The sequence below is a fragment of the Streptomyces xinghaiensis S187 genome, assembly GCF_000220705.2.
Classification (GTDB): Bacteria; Actinomycetota; Actinomycetes; order Streptomycetales; family Streptomycetaceae; genus Streptomyces; species Streptomyces xinghaiensis.
In genome coordinates, this window is record NZ_CP023202.1 from 2,808,675 (window position 1) to 2,828,386 (window position 19,712).

13 protein-coding genes and 1 riboswitch are annotated in these 19,712 nt (G+C 75.2%); of the genes, 5 read left to right on the forward strand and 8 right to left on the reverse strand.

What is annotated here, in order from left to right:
• Nucleotides 1-124: 124 nt before the first annotated feature.
• The 3 genes from SXIN_RS11900 to SXIN_RS11910 all read right to left on the reverse strand — a co-directional run bounded on the left by SXIN_RS11900 (nucleotide 125) and on the right by SXIN_RS11910 (nucleotide 4,421).
• Nucleotides 125-2,665, reverse strand: coding sequence for a DUF5682 family protein (locus tag SXIN_RS11900; RefSeq protein WP_095756968.1), 2,541 nt, complete (start codon nucleotides 2,663-2,665; stop codon nucleotides 125-127).
• 63 nt (nucleotides 2,666-2,728) lie between these two features.
• Nucleotides 2,729-3,838 carry an ATP-binding protein gene (locus SXIN_RS11905; RefSeq protein ID WP_019710457.1) on the reverse strand — a complete coding sequence of 370 codons (1,110 nt, stop codon included), beginning with the start codon at nucleotides 3,836-3,838 and terminating at the stop codon, nucleotides 2,729-2,731.
• 136 nt (nucleotides 3,839-3,974) lie between these two features.
• The gene (locus SXIN_RS11910) at nucleotides 3,975-4,421 is read right to left on the reverse strand and encodes an MmpS family transport accessory protein (protein ID WP_019710458.1); all 447 of its coding nucleotides are present in this window, start codon (nucleotides 4,419-4,421) and stop codon (nucleotides 3,975-3,977) included.
• A 151-nt stretch (nucleotides 4,422-4,572) separates the two neighbouring features.
• On the opposite strand from SXIN_RS11910, the gene SXIN_RS11915 reads away from it, so the two are divergent.
• Nucleotides 4,573-6,012 (forward strand): SWIM zinc finger family protein, encoded by a 1,440-nt coding sequence (locus SXIN_RS11915; protein WP_095756969.1) that lies wholly within the window; start codon nucleotides 4,573-4,575, stop codon nucleotides 6,010-6,012.
• 217 nt (nucleotides 6,013-6,229) lie between these two features.
• Here the strand turns inward: SXIN_RS11915 and SXIN_RS31260 are convergent, their stop codons facing one another.
• On the reverse strand, nucleotides 6,230-6,388 hold the full coding sequence (locus SXIN_RS31260; RefSeq protein WP_019706842.1) for a hypothetical protein: 159 nt from the start codon (nucleotides 6,386-6,388) through the stop codon (nucleotides 6,230-6,232).
• A 53-nt stretch (nucleotides 6,389-6,441) separates the two neighbouring features.
• Between SXIN_RS31260 and SXIN_RS11920 the strand changes: the two genes are divergently transcribed.
• A complete protein-coding gene (locus SXIN_RS11920; protein WP_238153740.1) occupies nucleotides 6,442-8,316 on the forward strand; it encodes a DUF5691 domain-containing protein in 1,875 nt (624 codons plus the stop codon).
• A gap of 184 nt (nucleotides 8,317-8,500) precedes the next feature.
• Here the strand turns inward: SXIN_RS11920 and SXIN_RS11925 are convergent, their stop codons facing one another.
• A complete protein-coding gene (locus SXIN_RS11925; protein ID WP_019710459.1) occupies nucleotides 8,501-8,911 on the reverse strand; it encodes a coenzyme B12-dependent isobutyryl CoA mutase small subunit in 411 nt (136 codons plus the stop codon).
• Nucleotides 8,912-9,323: 412 nt separating this feature from the next.
• On the opposite strand from SXIN_RS11925, the gene SXIN_RS11930 reads away from it, so the two are divergent.
• Nucleotides 9,324-10,364 (forward strand): alpha/beta fold hydrolase, encoded by a 1,041-nt coding sequence (locus SXIN_RS11930; protein WP_095756970.1) that lies wholly within the window; start codon nucleotides 9,324-9,326, stop codon nucleotides 10,362-10,364.
• A gap of 195 nt (nucleotides 10,365-10,559) precedes the next feature.
• Nucleotides 10,560-12,356: a M23 family metallopeptidase gene (locus SXIN_RS11935; protein ID WP_095756971.1), complete on the forward strand. Its 1,797-nt coding sequence runs from the start codon at nucleotides 10,560-10,562 to the stop codon at nucleotides 12,354-12,356.
• Between the two features lie 134 nt (nucleotides 12,357-12,490).
• Here SXIN_RS11935 and pcrA read toward each other — a convergent pair whose 3' ends face one another.
• Nucleotides 12,491-15,031 carry a DNA helicase PcrA gene (gene pcrA / locus SXIN_RS11940; protein WP_019710463.1) on the reverse strand — a complete coding sequence of 847 codons (2,541 nt, stop codon included), beginning with the start codon at nucleotides 15,029-15,031 and terminating at the stop codon, nucleotides 12,491-12,493.
• Nucleotides 15,032-15,439: 408 nt separating this feature from the next.
• A riboswitch (cyclic di-AMP (ydaO/yuaA leader) is annotated at nucleotides 15,440-15,620 on the forward strand.
• 7 nt (nucleotides 15,621-15,627) lie between these two features.
• On the opposite strand from pcrA, the gene SXIN_RS11945 reads away from it, so the two are divergent.
• A complete protein-coding gene (locus SXIN_RS11945) occupies nucleotides 15,628-16,821 on the forward strand; it encodes a C40 family peptidase (RefSeq protein WP_019710464.1) in 1,194 nt (397 codons plus the stop codon).
• Between the two features lie 169 nt (nucleotides 16,822-16,990).
• On the opposite strand, the gene SXIN_RS11950 is transcribed toward SXIN_RS11945, so the two are convergent.
• Nucleotides 16,991-18,289, reverse strand: a complete 1,299-nt coding sequence (locus tag SXIN_RS11950) for an MFS transporter (RefSeq protein ID WP_019710465.1) — start codon at nucleotides 18,287-18,289, stop codon at nucleotides 16,991-16,993.
• Nucleotides 18,286-19,662 carry an MBL fold metallo-hydrolase gene (locus SXIN_RS11955; RefSeq protein ID WP_238153741.1) on the reverse strand — a complete coding sequence of 459 codons (1,377 nt, stop codon included), beginning with the start codon at nucleotides 19,660-19,662 and terminating at the stop codon, nucleotides 18,286-18,288. The genes SXIN_RS11950 and SXIN_RS11955 overlap by 4 nt, the downstream gene beginning before the upstream one ends.
• Nucleotides 19,663-19,712: the final 50 nt, after the last annotated feature.

Genomic DNA, 19,712 nt, shown 5'->3' on the forward strand with positions numbered 1-19,712 from the left:
CGCAGCCGCTCCTCGCCGTCCGCCGGGACGGCCCCGGCCGCCGCGGCGCCGTCGTGGACCGTGCTGTCGTGGACCGTGCCGCCGTGATCCGCGCCGCCGTGGTCCGCACCGTCGTGGACCGTGCTCAAGGGGCCACCTCCGTCAGGTCGTTGTGAGCGCTGCCGAGCAGCATCCGCAGGACCGGGAGGACCGCCGAGGCCCGCTCCTCGTCCAGACCGGGCCCGAAACCGGGCGCACCCGGGGCCTCCGCCCGGTCCCCTCCCGGGCCGCGCCCGGCCGCCGGGCCGCGGCGGACCAGTTCGCCCAGGGTGCGCCGGACCGCGGGCTCGTAAGCCGCGAACGTGCGCCGCAGCAGCGGCAGGACGTCCGTGAAGGCGGCGTCCGGCACACCGGTGAGCCAGCCGTCGACGAGGGCGAGCAGCCGCGCGTCGTGCACGAGCAGCAGCCCGCCCCCCGACTCCCCACCGACGAACCCCTCGATCCAGGCGGCGCCCGCCGCGGGCGGGGTGCCGGGTGAGAGGGCCAGGCCCATCAGCCGGGCCGCCTCCCCCTCGTCCAGCCGCCCGTCGTCCAGCAGCAGCCGCACCGCCCGCCCGCGGATGCCCGGCGCCGCGGTCTCCCGCCCGGCCAGGCTCCGCAGCACCCCGGCCCACCGGTCCCGTATCCCCTCGCCCCGGGCGGGCGCGGTGGCACCCGGATCCCGGCCGGGCCCACCGCCCTCCGCCAGGGCACCGGCGAGCAGGCTCACCGCTCCGTGGACCGCGTCCACATGACCGCGCATCACCGCGGCGCCGTCCCCGTCCAGCCCCGCGCAGGCCGGGGGCAGGCCGACGAATACCCGGTCGGCCAGGCCGGCCGCCACCTCGGCCAGCGCCGAGGCGTCCGTGGAGCGCACGTCCCCGTAGCGGACGGACCGCGCCAGGGCCGGCAGGGCCTCCGCCAGCCGGCCGACGTCCGCGTCGAGCGCGGCGCGGTCGGCGAGCGCCCGCATCACGGTGGGCAGCGCGTCGGACAGCCCGGCCCGCAGGCACCGTTCGGCCAGGGCCGTGAGCTCCGGCAGCGACACGGCCGACACCGCCCCGGACTCCGCCCGGGCCGTGGCCGCGGACAGCACGGTGGTGCCCCACACCCCCGCCTCCGAGACCCGGACGGACAGCTCGGGCTCCCAGCACAGCCGCCAGGACTCCCGGAACGTCCCCAGGCCGCCGCGCCCGCGCACCGGCTCGCCCCAGTCGATGCCGAGGATCCGCAGCCGGTGCAGCAGCCTGCTCCGCCCGGCGTCGGTCTCCCGGCGCAGGTCGAGGTCGAGCCGCCGCTCCGCCGCCTCCGGCTTGAGACGCAGCCGGCGCCGCACGGCATCGAGATCGCGCTGCAGGGGCACGGCCGGAGCGGACCGCGGCACCTCTCCCAGCGCGTCCCCCACCACCAGGCGCCGCGCGACGAGCTCCAGCGGCACGTCGGATCCCTCGCACATCACCGCCCGGACGGCGTCGGTCGTCTCGGTGAGCCCGGCGAGCGGCCGTCCGCGCAGGGCGGCGAGGGCGCCCGCGAGCCGCACCGCCTCGATGACATGGGCGGAGGACACCGGGTAGTCCTCGCCCCGCAGCAGCCGGGCCACCTTGGTCATCCACCGCTCGACGGGACGGTCCGGCGCCCGGAAGAGGTGCTCGTACCAGCCCGGGGAGGAGATCCCGGCGCCGTAGCCGCTGTGCCGGGCGAGCCGCCGATGGGTCCAGGGCACCCAGGTGATCTCCGCCCTGGCCTTCGGCAGCCCGCGGAGCAGCCGCCGGTCCGCGGCCGCGGTGGTCCGCGCGGCCAGCGCGGGGACGTGCCAGGCCCCGCAGACCACGGCCACCCGCCCCCCGGACTCCCGCCGCGCCTCCCGCAGCCGGAGCCGCATATGGGCCTCGCGCACCAGGTCACGCGTGTGCCCGCCGTCGCCGTACACCTCTCGCAGCACGCCCATCGCCTCGGCGAGCGCGGTGAACGGCGCGAGAGCGGCCTCCGGACCGCCCGGGGCCGGACCGCCTCCTGCCGGGGAGGCGTCGGCGGATTCCGCGGCGCGGCCGTCCGGGCCCGGGTCCCCGCTCCCCCTGCCGGACCGGGCGGCTGCCGGCTCCGCCACCGCCCGGGTGAGTGATGACCCGGGCGGGGTGAGCGACGGCCCGGTGAGGGAGGCCCGGTGCTCGACGGCGTCCTCCCACCAGCGCTCCGGATCGTCGTACCCGGCGGCCCCGGCGAGGACGGCGATCGGATCGATCCGCACCTCGTCCGCCGTCTCCCCGCCGCCCCCGGGGCGGCCGTTCTCCGGTGCCCCGCCACTTCCGGGCTCCTCCCAGGCCAGCACATGGGCCGCCGGGAGATCGATGAAGCGGACCGGGACCCCGCGCTCCACCGCCCAGCGGAGCGCCACCCACTCCGGGGAGAACTCGGCCAGCGGCCAGAAGGCCGAGCGCGCCGGCTCCCCCGCGACATGGGCGAGCAGGGCGACGGGCGGCCGCATGCCCTCCTCGCACACGAGCGGGGCGAGCGCGTCCGCCTCGGGCGGCCCCTCGATCAGCACCGCGGGCGGCTCGCAGGCGTCCAGCACCGCGCGGACGGCCCGTGCCGAACCGGGCCCGTGGTGCCGCACGCCCAGCAGCAGCGGCTCATCGGGCCGTGCCACCGCGCTCCACCTCCCCGGCCCGGCGGCGGAGTCCGCGCGTCCCGAACGGCTGTCGTCCGGCCATCAGGCGGCCACCTCCCGGCAGGCGCGGTAGAAGTCCTTCCAGCCCTCGCGCTCGCGGACCACCGCTTCCAGATACTCCTGCCAGACCACCCGGTCGGCGGACGGATCGCGCACCACGGCCCCCAGCAGACCGGCCGCCACGTCGGACGGGCGCAGCACCCCGTCGCCGAAGTGGGCGGCCAGGGCCAGGCCGCCGGTGACGACGGAGATCGCCTCGGCCGTGGACAGCGTGCCCGAGGGCGACTTGAGCTTGGTGCGGCCGTCCGCAGTGACGCCGTCGCGGAGTTCGCGGAAGACCGTGACCACCCGCCGTATCTCGGCCAGGCCGTCGGTGGCGGGCGGCAGGTCGAGGGAGCCGCCGATCTGGTCGACGCGGCGGGAGACGATCTCGACCTCCGCCTCGGCGGTGGCCGGGAGCGGCAGCACCACCGTGTTGAAGCGGCGGCGCAGGGCGCTGGACAGCTCGTTGACGCCCCGGTCGCGGTCGTTGGCGGTGGCGATGAGGTTGAAGCCGCGGACGGCCTGCACCTCCTGGCCCAGCTCGGGAATGGGCAGGGTCTTCTCGGACAGCACCGTGATGAGCGTGTCCTGGACGTCGGCGGGGATGCGGGTCAGCTCCTCGACCCGCGCGGTCATCCCCTCCGCCATCGCGCGCATCACGGGGCTGGGCACCAGCGCCTCCCGGCTCGGCCCGTGGGCCAGCAGCCGGGCGTAGTTCCAGCCGTAGCGGATGGCCTCCTCCGGGGTCCCGGCGGTGCCCTGCACCAGAAGGGTGGAGTCGCCGCTGACGGCGGCCGCGAGATGCTCGGAGACCCAGGTCTTGGCGGTGCCCGGCACGCCGAGCAGCAGCAGCGCCCGGTCGGTGGCGAGTGTGGTGACGGCGACCTCGACGATCCGGCGCGGGCCGACGTACTTCGGCGTGATGACGGTGCCGTCCGGCAGCGTGCCGCCGAGCAGGTAGGTGGCGACGGACCGGGGCGACAGCCGCCAGCGCTCCGGCCGGGGCCGGTCGTCGGCGGCCGCGAGGGCCCGCAGCTCCCCGGCGAAGGCGTCCTCGGCGTGCGGCCTCAGCGCTTCGCCCGGGCCGGTCGTGGTGGCGTCCGTGGTCATGGCTCCCCCTCCGCGGAAACGGACGGCCCACCGCCGATGACCGCGGGCCGGTTGCTTCGTCGTCCACCCTGCACGAGGGCACTGACAACGGCGGGCGCCGCGGAGACCGGTGCGCCGTCCGGCCCGGACGGGGCCGCTACCCGGCGACGGGTGAGAGGGCGACGCAGGAGGCCGGGGCCGTGGCGCCCTCGCTGGTCTGCTCCTCGATGACCTCACCCTCATGGGTGATCGTGCAGGTCACTTCGGAGCCGCCGGGGCCGGGCACCGCGAGAACGGTCGGCGCGGCGACGCCCTTGAGCTCGACGGTCTTCCGCCACGGGGTCTCCGGCTTCTCCACGGCGTCGAGTTCGGGCTCGGTGGCCGTGCCCCGGCCCGCATTGAACTCGATCGCCTCCACGCCGTCGCCGGAGACCTCGTAGGTGACCTCGTACTTCTCGTCGAAGACCCGGTCGACACCATCGGTGATCTCGTCCGCGGCCCGGTCCCCGGCGGCGGCCGGCGCGTCGCCGGAGCAGCCGGAGGCGGTGAGCGCGGACAGCACCGCGGCGAGGGCGGGAAGGACGGTGCGGACGGAACGCTTCACGGCGGGGATGCCTCCGGATCACGGGACGGGAGAAGGCAGATCAAACCGCAGACGCGGCCGCCCCGCCACACGGCCCGCCCGGGAGCGGAGCCGGGGCGGGTCCGTCCGCGCCCGGAGGGGATTGTCAGTGCCCGCCCGTACGGTCGGAGACATGACTCAGCAGGGGGTGCGCTGGACGGTCGGGCAGGTGCTGGCGCTGGCACCTGACGCCGCGTCGCGGAAGGCCGGCGGCCGGCTCGGCACGGCCGGTCCGTGGTCGGGGACGGGCGTGGGAGAGGAGGCGGTGTGGGGGCTGTGCGAGGGCAGCGGAAGCGCTCCGTACCGCACGGTCGTGGCGCTGCGCGGCGCCGACCGTCCGGGTGCGGCGCCGGGCTGCCACTGCAGCTGCCCGAGCCGCAAGGTGCCGTGCAAGCACGCGCTGGGGTTGCTGCTGCTGTGGGCGTCCGACGGCGCCGGGCCGGCCGGTGCGGGCTCCGTGCCGGGCGGGGAGCCGCCGGACTGGGCACGGCGCTGGCTGACGGAGCGGGAGCGGCGGGCGGAGCGCCGGGCCGCGGGTCCGGGCGCGGGCGAGGCGGGGCCGAAGGACGCCGCCGCGGCCCGGCGGCGGGCGGAGCAGCGGGCGGAGCGGATGGCCGCCGGCGCCTCGGAGCTGGAGCGCCGGCTGATGGATCTGCTCCGCGGCGGGCTGGCGGGCGCGGACCGGGCGGGGTACGGGGCGTGGGAGGAGACCGCGGCCCGGATGGTGGACGCCCAGGCTCCCGGACTGGCTTCGCGGGTGCGGGAGTTGGCGGCCGCGGCGGGATCGGGTCCGGGCTGGCCGGAAAGGCTGCTGGAGGAGTGCGCGCTGCTGCATCTGCTGAACCGGGCCCTGCTCGGTGTCTCCGCCCTGCCCGATGCCCCGGCCGCGACGGTGCGGGCGCGGGCCGGGGTTCCGGTGAAGGCGGCCGAGGTGCTGGCCGCCGAAGGGGCGGCCGTCCGCGACGACTGGCTGGTGCTGGGCCGGCGGGACGGCTCGGACGGCTCGCTGACCACCCGCCGCACCTGGCTGCGCGGGGCGCGGACGGGAAGGACGGCGCTGCTGCTGAGCTTCGGCTCCCTGGGCCGCGCCCCGGAGATCGACCTGCCCATCGGCGGCTCGCTGGACGCGGCGCTCGCCCCCTACCCCGGCTCCCCGCCCCTGCGGGCCGCGCTCGGCGAACGGTTCTCCCCGCCCCGGGAGGGCGGCCGCCCTCCGGGTTCGGACACCGGTACGGCTCTCGCCGCCTACGGCCGCGCGCTCTGCGAGGACCCGTGGCTGGAGGCCTGGCCGGCCGTTCTGGCCGAGGTGGTCCCCGTTCCGGGCGGCAGTGCCCTCCGGGACACGGCCGGCGGTCCGGGCGTCGAACAGCCGTGTGCGGGATGGCAGTTGGCGGACGCGGACGGCGGGGCCGCGCTTCCGGTGGACCCGCGGTCCGCGGAGCGGCCGGGTCTGTGGCGGCTGCTCGCGGTCTCCGGCGGCGGCCCGGTGACCGTCTTCGGCGAATGCGGCCACCGCGGCTTCCTGCCGTACACCGTCTGGTCGCCGGAGACCGGCGAGGCGATACCGCTGTGAGCCTTTCCTGAACCGCCGGGGGCTCCGGAGCGTCTTTCCCCACCACCGGTGAGGAGGCGCGCCCCGACGGCCGGACGACCACGCGCCCGGCGATGCCCGACCGGCGGCCGGGACCGGCCCCGCGCCGCGAAACCGCCCCGTCCGCCCGGACCGGGGCCCGAGGCAAGCGGCGCCCTCGGACCGCTCGCCGCGTACCCGGCCGGAGGGACCGGCGCCCTCACCCGAAACACACCCGCACCTCCGACCACCACACCCACACCCGAACCCGGCTCCACGGGCCCGGCCACGGCGACCACAGCGACCACAGCCACAGCCACAGCCACAGCCACAGCCACAGCCACAGGACGAACGGCCAGAACCACGGGAACAGCGGCACAGCGGGAGAAGACGGCCCACGAGGGTCCGGATGATCCGCATACAGGGGGATTCATGATGACGGCCGACGATCACATGACGACCACCGGCAATGTCTCCGACCACCACGCCATCCAGGCCGCCGGCCACCACCCGGCCGACTGCCGCACGACATCGACGGACAACCACGCGACCGTCCACTGGGACGACCTGGTGGCCACGGCGCTGCTGGGCACGGAGCGGCGCACCCCGCCCGGCGCGGCGCCGGGCACCGAACCGGCGGCCGCGCTGCTGGACGCGGCGGCGGTCGCCACGCTGCGGCGGCGGGCCGGACTGCGGCCCGCCGCTCCCCGGCCCCGGCCGGCGCCCGCCCCGCCGGACACCCGGCCGCCGCTGCCGGCGGCCGCGCGCCGCCGGCTGACCCTGCTGCTCGCCGACCGTCTGGGACCGGGGAGCGGCGGGGGCCGCCGGGGCACCGCACCGGATCTCACGGAACTGCTGCCGCAGTGGCTGTCCGCCGCCAACCGGCACGGCTACCGGGCGCCCGCCGCCCTGCTCCCCGCACTGCTGGACGCGGCGCGGGCCCGGACCGATCTGCGGTCGGCGGCCCTCGCCCTGGCCGGCCCCCGGGCCCTGTGGCTGGCCCGGGCCAATCCGGACTGGAGGTTCGCCCTGCGCGGCTCGGTCCCCCCGGCCCTGCCGGAGCCGGCCGGGCCGGGCGCGCCGTCCGCTCCGGCCGCCGCCGGCGTCCCCGCGCCGGCGCCGGAGGCGCAGGGCGGAGCGGAGACCCCGGCGGCGGTCCGCCGTCTCTGGGAGGAGGGGCTGTTCGCGGAGCGGGTCGCGCTGCTGGAGGCCCTGCGCCGCCGGGAGCCGGCCGCGGCGCTCGCCCTGCTCGGCACCACCTGGCGGACCGAACGGGCCGAGGACCGGCTGATGTTCCTCGACTCGCTGCGGACCGGCCTGTCCGGCGCCGACGAACCCTTTCTGGAACGGGCGCTGGCGGACCGCAGCCGCAATGTACGGGCGACGGCCGCCGAGTTGCTGTCCGCCCTTCCCGGTTCGGCGTTCGCCGCCCGGATGGCCGCGCGGGCGGCCGCCTGCGTCTTCCTGGACTCAACCGCGCCCGTCCCGCTCCTCACCGTCGTGGCCCCGCACGCGTGCGACGCGGCGATGCAGCGCGACGGCGTCGCACCGAAGCCGCCGTCGGGCCGCGGCGAACGTGCTTGGTGGCTCGGGCAGTTGGTGGAGGCGGCCCCGCTGAGCTGCTGGACGGAGCGGGCCGGCGGACGCTCGGCCGCGGAGATCACGGCGCTGCCGGTGGCCGACGGCTGGCAGCCCGAGCTGCACGCGGCCTGGTCCCGGGCGGCGGTGCGGCAGCGGAACGCGGAGTGGTCGCGGGCCCTGCTCGGCTCCCCGTCCGCGGTGTCGGCGGCGGCTCCCGGCACGGCCTCGCCCGGCGAGCGGACCCGGCTGCTGTCGGCCCTGCCTACGGACGAACGAGCGGGCTGGGTGGCCGGATTCATCGCGGCCCACGGCCTGTCGGACGCCTTCCAGCTGCTGGGGGTCTGCGCGGTGCCCTGGGCCGCCCCGCTCGGCCGGGCCGTGGTCGACGCGCTCGACATCGCGCGGGAGGCGGGCAGTTACCCCTGGAGTTTCAGCGGGGTGATGGGCCTGGCCGAACGGTGCCTGGACCCGTCCGAGGCCGACCGGCTGGAGCTGCTGACGGCCGCGACCGACGAGCCGGAGGGAGCCTCACCGGGCGCGGGGGGCTACTGGTCCGAGGCGTTCCAGCGTCTGGTCCGCACGCTCCGGCTGCGCCGGACGATGCTCGACGAACTCGCCGGACGCGCCGAGCCCGCCGGAGCCTCCGGAGACGCCCGCAGCCCCGGCCCCACCGAGAGGACCGGCGTGGCGGTCCCCCGTCCTGGTGACGACGACCGCTTCCCCTGACGTGACGTGACGTGACGTGACGGTCCGCGTGCCCACCGTTCTCGTCAGGTCCGGACGGCCGTCCGGCCCGTACGGGCTGTGGCTGTGCCGGCACGGCACGCGAACGGGCGGGAGCGGGGCGGCACGGCGCGGGAGGCACCGTACGGGGCCCGGCCGGGCCCGCCCACGGGGCAGGCCCCAGGGGTCAGGCCGCGAGCTCGCGGAGGTTGGACCGCACCCAGGTGACGACATCGCCGGTCGGCGTGCCCGGGGTGAAGATCTCCGCGACGCCCAGCTCCTTGAGCGGCGGGATGTCGCCCTCGGGGATGATGCCGCCGCCGAAGACCTTGATGTCCGCCGCGTCGCGCTCCCTCAGCAGCTCCAGGACCTTGGCGAAGAGGGTGTTGTGCGCGCCGGAGAGGATGGAGAGCCCGATGGCGTCCGCGTCCTCCTGGATCGCCGTGTCGACGATCTGTTCCGGTGTCTGGTGCAGACCGGTGTAGATGACCTCCATACCGGCGTCCCGCAGCGCCCGCGCGATGACCTTCGCCCCGCGATCGTGGCCGTCGAGCCCCGGCTTGGCCACCACCACGCGGATCGGACCCGACACACCCATCATCTGCCTCCTGTACGCATGCCGTCACCGGCCCTGTGGTGTTCCCCCGCCGCCGCCCGCGGCAGGGTGGTGAACGAACGTTATCCCCAGCATCGCGCGCCCGGCAGTTTCACGACCACCAGGGAGGGGGAAATCACACGTGGGACATATGCGCTTCGCGTGCCGTCCCGGCTGCTCGGGCCGTGGGCCGGCCGCTTCCCCGCCGGAAGCCCGGCGGGCGGCCCGGTCCGCCGGGCGGCCGCCGGGGCGGTCGGAGCGGGGCCGCCGCAGCGAGCCACAGCCGTCATCGCAGGAGCGGGGAGCCGTGTGCCCGCTCCGCGACGCCGGGTGACCCCGTTCACCACGGCCACCCCTCAGAGCGCACGGGGCCGGAGACCGCGGCCACCGCCGTGTGCGATCCGGAGGTCTGCCGATGAAGGCGTTCACCCGCAGAGCGTTGGGGGCCCTGCCACGGCCCTCCCTGCCGCTGCCCTCTCTGCCCGCGTCGGTGCTCCCGCCACTGCCCCGGCCGCCCTCCGGCGCCCTGATCCGGGCCTCCGTCCTGGAACTGCTGGTTCTCGCGGGCCACACCCTGCTCTATCCGACCGGCCTCACCCAGGAACGGCGTACCGTCCCCGGGCCGCCCGGGCCGCCCGGGCCGCTCGGGCCGCCGGGGGCGCCCCCGGCCGCGGAGCCGTCCCGCGCCGGGAAGCCCCGGGGGTCCGCCGCTCCGGGTTCCCCGGGCTCTGCGGGCGCCCGTACTCCGCCGGCCGAGGTGGCGGGCCCCGCGCACCGGACGCCGTCCCGGCTGCGGCTGCCCGCCCCGGCGAGCGGAGGGGACCGGCCGCCCGTGCTGCTGCTGCACGGTTTCATCGACAACCGCTCCGTCTTCGTCCTCCTCCGGCGCGCCCTCCGCCGGCACGGGCACCGCCAGGTGGAGGCGCTCAACTACTCACCGCTGACCTGCGACATCCGCTCGGCGGCAGCGGCGCTGGCGGAGCGGGTCGAGGAGATCTGCGAGCGCACCGGCCGGGCCCGGATCGACGTGGTGGGCCACAGCCTCGGTGGGCTCATCGCCCGGTATTACGTCCAGCGACTGGGCGGCCACGCGCGGGTCCGGACCCTGGTCACGCTGGGCACCCCGCATTCCGGCACCACCGCCGCGCCCTGGCTGAGCGCGCATCCGATCGTCCGGCAGATGCGCCCGGACTCCCCCGTCATCGAGGAATTGTCCGCGCCCGCGCCGGAATGCGCGACCCGCTTCGTCTGCTTCTGGAGCGATCTGGACCAGGTGGTGCTTCCGCCCGCGACCGCCCGCATCGAGCATCCGGATCTGGCCGTTGTGAATATCAGGGTCAGCGGAATCGGGCATCTCGCACTGCCCGTGCACGGCGCCGTCGCGGCGGAGATCCTGCGGGCACTGGACGCGCCCGAGGCCAACACGGACGCCGGAGAGGCCGGTTCGGTGGCTTGACGGCCGGGTGCGCAACCGATTATTTATCGAACGCAATTCGAACACAGGGCCAAACCGCGGCCGACAGTTCGCCGAAAGGTATCCAAATGCCCGTCGCCGGGCGGCCGGAAACCCGGGGAAGATTGTGGGCGTCGTGTACCGCCGGGTACAGTCGCCGCTAATTCTCCTGCTGTCGAGGCGAAAGAGAAGTTGGTGGTGAACGATCGTCACCCGTCTGGTACCCCCATCCAGACGGCCCACGCTCCTGATGCCTCGTACGGGTATTACGACCCCTACGGCCAGCAGGGCACCCAGATCGGTTACGCCGGCTACAGCGACCACACTCCGGGCGCGCCCGGTCATCACGACGCCTCCTCCTACGGGGACGGCGACCCGCTCTTCGGCGCGGCCCCGGCCGGCGAACAGCACCACTCCGCCGCCTGGGACACCGGCGCCCACGCCCAGCCGTACGGCCAGCACTCCTACGGCCCCGGCGAGACCGGCGCGCACCACAACTCCGGCTACGACACCGGCGGTTACGACACGAGCGGCTACGACACGGGCGCGCACTGGACACCCGAGGGCCACCAGGCCACCGGCCAGTGGGAGACCGGCGCCTGGGAGAGCACGGGAGACCACGGCGCGAACGCCGCCACCGGCTCGTACCCGACGGCCGACCCGTACGCCGCCGAAACGCAGGGCTACGACCCCGCCGTCCCGTACGACACGGGCCAGTACGCGACCCCCGGCCACGACACCGGCTCCTACGACACCGGCTCCTACGAGACCGTCGCGGCCTACGGCACCGCCGCCGGCTTCGACGGCTCGGGCCAGTGGGACGCCACCGCGTGGCAGGCCGACGGTCCGGCGCCCGCCGACGGCGCCCACCACCCCGCGCCCGAGGCGGAGCACGAACGCACGGCCGTCTTCGAGCAGTTGCCCGAGACGGCCGCCCACGGCGAGCACGACCCCGGCCATGACGGTCACCACGTTCATGACGGTTACGACCCTTACGACGGTTACGCCGACGCCAACGAAGCGGGCCACGCCCACACCGCCGAGGACACCGGCGGCAGCCTCTCCTCCGCCGGCTCCCACGGGGCCGATCCGTACACGACCGATCCGTACGACGCCGAGCCGTACGACGGCGCCGCCGACGACGGCCACCTCGAGCCGGGCCACCCGGACGCCGAGGAGATCGCCGTTCTCAGTACCGCCACCTCCACCGCCGCTTCCTCCTGCGCCGCCGGCCCGCCCCCGCGCCGCGGCGGCTCGGGGAACCGCAGCCGCCGCCGGGCCCCCGCCAAGCGGTCCGCGCTGCTCACCGTCGCCGTCCCCTCCGTCGCCGTGATGGGCGTGGCCGGGATCGCCGCCGCCTCCGTCGGGGGGACCTCCGCCGACGACTCCACGACCACCCAGGCCGCCGCCGACGAGGACGCGGTCGAGCCGGCCCTGGCCAACAACAAGCTGGACACCCAGCTCGCCACCCTCACCGCCGACGCCGGCGACTTCGCCGACCGCGCCAGCCGCACCCAGGAGCGCATCGACCTCCGGGAGCGCCAGGCCGAGGAGAAGCGGCGCAAGGAGGAGGAGGCGGCGCGCAAGGAGGCCCTGCGCCCCAAGTTCGCCCTTCCCGTGGCGCAGAAGGGTCTGAGCGCCTATTACGGCCAGGCGGGCGTCAACTGGATGTCCGTGCACAGCGGCATCGACTTCCCCGTCTCCTACGGCACTCCCGTGATGGCGGCCACCGACGGCACGGTCCGGACGCAGTACAACCTGGCCTACGGCAACATGGCGATCGTGACGGCCCCCGACGGCACCGAGACCTGGTACTGCCACCTGAGCAGCACCAAGATCCGGTCCGGCACGGTCAAGGCGGGCGACACCATCGCCTACGCGGGCAACTCCGGCAACTCCACCGGCCCGCACCTGCACTTCGAGGTGCGCCCGGGCGGCGGCTCGGCGGTCGACCCGCTGGGCTGGTTCCAGAGCCACGGCCTCGACCCGCAGTAACCCGGTCCGGCGGCGGCAGCAGCCGGACGACGGTGAACGAGACCGGACGACACAGCGAGCGGGCCCCGGGACACCCCGGGGCCCGCTCGCGTACGGGCTCCCGGCCGAGGGCCCGGCCCCCGCCGGCCGCCGCGCTACAGCTTCTCGACCGGGGCGTAGCGCAGCAGCAGCACCTTCGGCTTGGCGTCACCGAAGTCGATGGTGGCCTTCGCGTCGTGTCCGCTGCCGGCCACCGACAGGACCGTGCCCAGCCCGAACTGGTCGTGCGTGACGCGGTCCCCGGCGGCCAGCGCGATCACCGGGCGGTCGGCCGTCCGGCGGGTGGCGAAGCCGCTCGGCCCCTTGGCCCGCGCCGACGACAGCGACGCGGCCACGCCCGCCCCGGCCGCCGAGGCGGAGGGGACGGCCGGGCCGGTGCGCCGCCACTCCACGTAGGTGTCGGGGATCTCCTCCAGGAAGCGGGAGGGCGGGTTGTACGAGGGCTGGCCCCAGGCGCTGCGCAGGACGGAGCGGGTGAGGTAGAGCCGCTCGCGGGCGCGGGTGATGCCCACGTAGGCCAGGCGCCGCTCCTCCTCCAGTTCCTTGGTCTGGCCGAGGGCGCGCATGTGCGGGAAGACGCCGTCCTCCAGGCCGGTGAGGAAGACCACCGGGAATTCCAGGCCCTTGGCGGTGTGCAGGGTCATGAGCGTGATGACGCCGCCGCCGTCCTCCGCCTCGTCGGGGATCTGGTCGGAGTCGGCGACCAGGGCAACGCTCTCCAGGAAGTCGGCGAGCGTGCCCGGGCCGGCTCCCCCGGCCGGGGTCTCCTCCCCGGTGTCCTCCCCGGCCTCCCCGGCCGCCGCCTCCGCCCCGCGCTCCTGCTCGAACTCCAGCGCCACGGCGGCGAGTTCCTGGAGGTTCTCGATACGGGTCTCGTCCTGCGGGTCGGTGGAGGCCTGGAGCTCGGCGAGATAGCCGGTGCGTTCGAGCACGGCCTCCAGGACGGTGGCCGGCCCGGCGCCGGACTCGGCGATCGTCCGCAGCTCCTCCATCAGCGTGTTGAACCGCTTGACGGCGTTGGCCGAGCGCGCGGCCATGCCGTACGCCTCGTCGACGCGGCGCAGCGCCCGCGCGAAGCTGATCTTCTCGCGGGAGGCGAGGGCGTCGATCATCGCCTCGGCGCGCTCGCCGATGCCGCGCTTGGGGACGTTGAGGATGCGCCGCAGCGGGACGGCGTCCTCCGGGTTGGCCAGCACCCGCAGATACGCCAGGACGTCACGGACCTCCTTGCGCTCGTAGAAGCGCACGCCGCCGACGACCTTGTACGGCAGCCCGACCCGGATGAAGATCTCCTCGAACACCCGGGACTGGGCGTTGGTGCGGTAGAAGACCGCGACATCGCCCGCCTTGGCCTGGCCGGCGTCGGTCAGCCGGTCGATCTCGTCGGCGACGAACTGGGCCTCGTCGTGCTCGGTGTCGGCGACGTAGCCGGTGATCGCGGAGCCCGCGCCGGCGTCCGTCCAGAGGTTCTTGGGGCGGCGGTTCTCGTTGCGCTCGATAACGGCGTTGGCGGCGCTCAGGATCGTCTGGGTGGAGCGGTAGTTCTGCTCCAGCAGGATGGTGGTGGCGTCGGGGTAGTCCTCCTCGAACTGGAGGATGTTGCGGATCGTCGCCCCGCGGAAGGCGTAGATCGACTGGTCCGCGTCCCCGACGACGCACAGTTCCGCCGGCTCCACGGCCGGCTCGCCCCGGCCGCCCCCGGCCCCGCCGTGCTCCGCCCCGCCGGCCGTGCCGACGAGTTCGCGGATGAGCGTGTACTGCGCGTGGTTGGTGTCCTGGTACTCGTCGACGAGGACGTGCCGGAAGCGGCGCCGGTAGTGCTCGGCGACGTCCGGGAACGCCTGGAGGAGGTGGACGGTGGTCATGATGATGTCGTCGAAGTCGAGGGCGTTGGCCTCGCGCAGCCGCTGCTGGTACATCGTGTACGCCTCGGCGAGCGTCTTGTCGAAGCTGCTCGGGGACGACTCGGCGGCGGCCTGGGCGGCGAAGTCCTCCTCGTCGATCAGCTCGTTCTTGAGGTTGGAGACCTTGGCCGTGAGGGACTTCGGCGGGAAGCGCTTCGGGTCCAGGTCCAGATCGCGGCAGACCAGGGCCATCAGCCGCTTGGAGTCGGCGGCGTCGTAGATCGAGAAGCTGGAGGTGAAGCCCAGTTTCTTGCTCTCGCGGCGCAGGATGCGGACGCAGGCGCTGTGGAAGGTGGAGACCCACATGGCGTTCGCCCGCGGGCCGACCAGCTCCTCCACACGCTCCTTCATCTCGCCGGCGGCCTTGTTGGTGAAGGTGATCGCGAGGATCGAGCCGGGGTGCGCGCCGCGGGCGGCGAGCAGATACGCGATGCGGTGCGTGAGGACCCGGGTCTTGCCGGAGCCGGCACCGGCGACGATGAGCAGGGGCGAACCGGTGTGCAGCACGGCGGCGCGCTGCTGGTCGTTGAGTCCGTGCAGCAGCGCGGCGGGGTCGGTGACGGGCCTCGGGGCGCCGTCGCGGTAGTACGCCTCCCGGGGCGCGCCGTCGAACGCCCCGCCGAAGAGATCGGCCGGGATCTCCTCGCCGGGGGCGTCGTGCTCGGGCGGCGGGGGCTCCTCGTCCGCGGGGCCGAGGTCTGCCAGGAAACTGTCGTCAAAGAGGCTGCTCATCGCCCCCCGAGTCTAGGCGGCCCCGCCGACAGGCGGCACCGGGTTGCCCGCTTCCGCCGCCACGGGGCCGTACGGGGGCTGGTGGACGAGCGCGCGGACGGGCGCGCGGACCCTGGGCGCCGGCCCCGCCGGCCCATTCCCGGGACGCCCCGGGACGCTTCACCCGGCCCCGGCCCCGGCCCCGGCCGCGGGGAGGGGCCCGGGGCCCGAACTCCCGTACCACTTCCGGCCCTTATGCGTTACTTACCGTGCCCGGTCAGCCACCCGGACGGCAGAATTCCGCTCCACTCGGAAAATATAACGGAATGGTTTCGGGCATATCGCACACCGGCCTTCACACGAGCCGCACAACTGGCTACGGTGCTCGATCAGGCGGCCCGCACTCCCCGCCGGCGACCGCGCCGGCACGGGCAGCCACCGCCGAATCCGGCCCCCTTCCCCAGGGCGTCCGGAACCGGGGACCCAGACGCGGCACCGGGGTGAATCGGTCACCGCGCGGCGCGCACCGCGCCTCGCACCGACCGTAGGGCAGCCTTCCGAATACGCCCGAACCCGACAGCTAACCCGGTAGGCGGTCCACGGAAGGAGCGCCGATCTTGGCGTCGCACCGCAAATCCCGGCCCCTCGGTCCCCCGGCTTCGCGTCGCACCGCCGTCGGTCTCGGCACAGCGGCCCTCGCCTCCGTCACCCTCCTCCAGAGCGCGCAGGCCGCGCCCGGCGACGGCGAACCGAAGCAGTCCATCGAGGAAGTGCAGAAGAAGGTCGACGAGCTCTACCGCCAGGCGGGAAGCGCCACCCAGCAGTACAACCAGGCCAAGGAGCGCACGGAGGAACAGCGTTCCAAGGTCGACGGCCTCCTCGACGCCGTCGCCAAGCGCACCGAGAAGCTCAACGAGGCGCGGAGGAGCCTCGGCAGCTTCGCGACCGCGCAGTACCGCAACGGCGGCATGAGCCCCACCGCCACCATGCTCCTCGCCTCCGACCCGCAGGACTACTTCGACCAGACGCGCGTGATGGCCCGGATGACGGACCAGCAGGAGCAGGCCGTCGAGGAGTTCCGCGAGCAGCAGGTCGCGACCACGGAGAAGCGCGAGGAGGCGGGCAAGAGTCTCGCCACGCTCACCGACGCGCAGGAGAAGCTGCGGGAGAGCAAGCGGACCGTCCAGGCCAAGCTGGCCGAGGCGCGCGAGCTGCTCGGCCGGCTGACCGCGGAGGAGCGGGCCCGGCTGGCGGAGATCGAGCGCCGGAAGGAGGCGGAGGCCCAGCGCAAGGCGGAGGAGCTGGCGCGGCAGCAGGAGGCCGAACGGCAGCGCCTCGCGGAGGAGGCGCGGCAGCAGGAGGAGGAGCGGACGGAGACCGCGTCCGGCACCGGTACGTCCACCGGGACGGACACCTCGGCCGGCACGGGCACCAGCACGGGCACCTCGGAGACGACGACCGGCACCAAGGCCCAGCAGGCGATCGAGTTCGCCCGCGCCCAGATCGGCAAGCCGTACGTCTGGGGCGCGACCGGCCCCAACTCCTACGACTGCTCGGGTCTCACCGGCGCCGCCTGGAAGGCCGCCGGCGTCACGCTGCCGCGCACCACCTACGACCAGGTGAACACGGGAACGCGCGTCGCGAAGTCCGCCATGCAGCCGGGTGACCTGATCTTCTTCTACGGCGACATCAGCCACGTCGGCCTGTACATAGGCGGCGGCCAGATGATCCACGCCCCGAAGCCGGGGACGAACGTGCGCATCGAGTCGATCGACACCATGCCCTTCTACGCCGCGACACGCCCCGCGTAACCGGACGGCGCGGGCGGGCCCCGGGCACGGCGGCGGGCGGACGCACAAGGACGCGGCAGGCGGCACGGAACACGACACGACGGGCGGTACCCGGCCTCGGGGGGAGGCCGGGCACCGCCCGCCGCCGTATCCGGGGCCACGTCCCCGGACGCGGCCCGGTGCTCCGCCGTCAGACGCGGCCGGGGTCGCCCGCCGGGACGGCGCGGGGCGGCCTGGTCTCGTACATCCGTACCGCGACCACCAGCCCGGAGGCGGCGGTGAGGGCGGCGATGGCCCAGAGGGCGGTGGTGAGGCCGTAGAGGTCGGCGAGGACGCCGGCGAGCAGCGCGCCGACCGCGAACCCGCCGTCGCGCCACAGCCGGTAGACGCCCACGGCGCGGGCGCGCCAGGCGGGGTGGGCGACGTCGCCGATGACGGCGAGGAGCGTCGGGTAGACCAGGGCGGTGCCGACACCGAGCAGGATCTGGGCGGCGGCCCAGACGCCGAAGGTGGAGCCGAGGGCGACGAGACCGATGGCGGCGGCCTGGAGCAGCATCCCCGCGGTGATGAGGTGCTTGCGGCCGATGTGGTCGGACCACCAGCCGGTGAGCATCTGGCCCGCGCCCCAGACGGCCGGGTAGAGGGCGGCGAGGACGCCGATCTGGGCGATGGACAGGCCCTGGGCGGCGAAGATCAGCGGGAAGATCCCCCAGGCGAGGGCGTCGTTGAGGTTGTTGACCATGCCGGCCTGGCTGGCGGCGGACAGCGCCCTGTCGCTCAGGCTGGTGAGCCGCGCCACCTGCCCGGTGGTCAGCTCCGCATGGTGCTCGCTGACCGCCGGGGTGATGTGGCGGGCGGCTTCGAAGCGGGCGTGTCCGCGGGTCTCGCGGACCGCGAGGGTGGACAGGCCCAGGGCCAGGACGACGTAGGCGGCGCCGAGCAGGAACGGCTCGGGCCGCAGCCCCGCACGGTCGGCGATGGCGCCGGTGGCCATCGCGGTGACGGCGACGGCGACGTAGCCGGCGGCCTCGTTGAACCCCATGGCCAGGCCACGGCGTCCGGGGCCGACCAGGTCGATCTTCATGATGACGGTGGTGGACCAGGTCAGGCCCTGGTTGATGCCGAGGAGCACGTTGGCGGCGATGATCCAGCCCCAGGTGGGGCCCCAGGCGAGCATCGCCGGTACGGGCAGGGCGATCAGCCATCCCGCGATCAGGACCGGCTTGCGGCCGAAGCGGTCGGACCAGGTGCCGGCGAAGAAGTTGGTGACGGCCTTGGTCGCGCCGAAGGCGAGGATGTAGGTGAGGGCGGAGGTGTACGCGGAGAGGTGGAAGACGTCCTCCGCGAGCAGCGGCAGGACGGTGCGTTCCTGCCCCAGCATGCCGCCGACCAGCGCGTTGACGAGGACGAGCAGGCTGAACTGGGCGAGGTTGGCGCGCAGCCCGAGCCGTATGCCGTCGTGCTCCGGGGTGGTGCGGGGGGTGGTCACGGGTTCTCCTTGAGGGGGCGTCCGGTGGCTTCGGCCCAGTCGGCGGGTCCGCCGTCGAGCACGGCGAGGCCGCGGTGGCCGTCGCGCCGGAGGAGGCTGGCGGCGGTCATGGCGCGTTCGCCGTGGCCGCAGGTGACGACGGCGCCCGCGGGGGCGTCGCCGGAACGGGTGGTGAGGTCGCCGAGTTCGATGTGGACCGCGCCGGGGATGTGGGCGGCGGTGTGCTCGGCCCGCTGCCGGATGTCGAGGACCGGCCGGCCGGCGATCCCGTCGGCGGTGATCAGTTCGATCTGTTCCTGTGCTCCGCCGTCCGCGGTCCAGGCGGCCATGCCGCCGTCCAGGTGTCCCGCGAGCCGCTCGTATCCGATCTTCAGGGCCTGCCAGGTGATCTCCGCGAGGTCCTGTCCGGGGCCCGCGACGACGGCGAGCGGGGCGTCGTCCGGCAGGAGCCAGCCCAGCCAGGTGGCGAACTGGTCGCGCAGCGGGATGGAGACGGCGCCGGGGATGTGACCGGCGGCGAAGTCGGCGACCGGGCGTACGTCGACGACATGGGCACCGCGTTCCAGCAGGCCGCGGAGGCCGGCCGGGGCGAGGGCGGGAAGGGCGGGTGCCGCGCCGAGAACGGCGGGGCCGCGCCGGTTGGCTTCGGAGAGGCGGTCGAAGTAGGCGGGGTAGGAGCCCAGGCTGCCGAGCAGCTGCCGTACGAAAGTGTCCTCGTCCGGGGCGGTCAGCAGGGCGTTGGCCCGCTTCTGCGCCGCGATGGTGGTGGTGCGCTCGGCGCCGGGCGGGGCGGAGCAGAACGATCCGGCGCCGTGTGTCGGCCACACCGGGGTCGGGTCCGGGAGTCCGGCCAGGCGCCTGAGTGAGCGGTACTGGGCGCGGGCCAGTTCCTCGGCACGGCCGGCTCCGAGGAGGTCCGTGCGGGCGGCCGAGCCGACGATCAGCGAGCCGCCGGTGAAGACACCCAGCTCGCGGGAGCCGTCCAGGAGGACGAAGGACAGGTGTTCGTCGGTGTGGCCGGGGGTGGCCAGTGCCCGCAGGGTCAGCCCGCCGAGGTCGGTCTCGTCGCCGTCGGCGAGCGGGGTGTGCTCGAAGGTGCGGTGACCGGCGGCGGAGGCGAGGATCGAGGCACCGTCGTCGTGGGCGAGCTGGACGGCGCCGGAGAGGAAGTCGGCGTGCAGATGGGTGTCCGCGGCGTAGGCGACGGCCAGCCCGCGCCGCGCGGCCGCCTCGCGCAGGGCGCGCAGGTCGCGGCTCGCGTCCACGGCCAGGGCGCGGCCGTCGCCGAGGTCGACGAGATAGGCGCTGTTGCCCAGCCCGGAGTCGACGAGCGGTACGAGATGATCGTCGGCGAAGCCCATCGGATCCTCCATGTGCTGCGGCTACGGTGCGGACGCGGGTGCCGGATCGCTTCAGCCGCCCC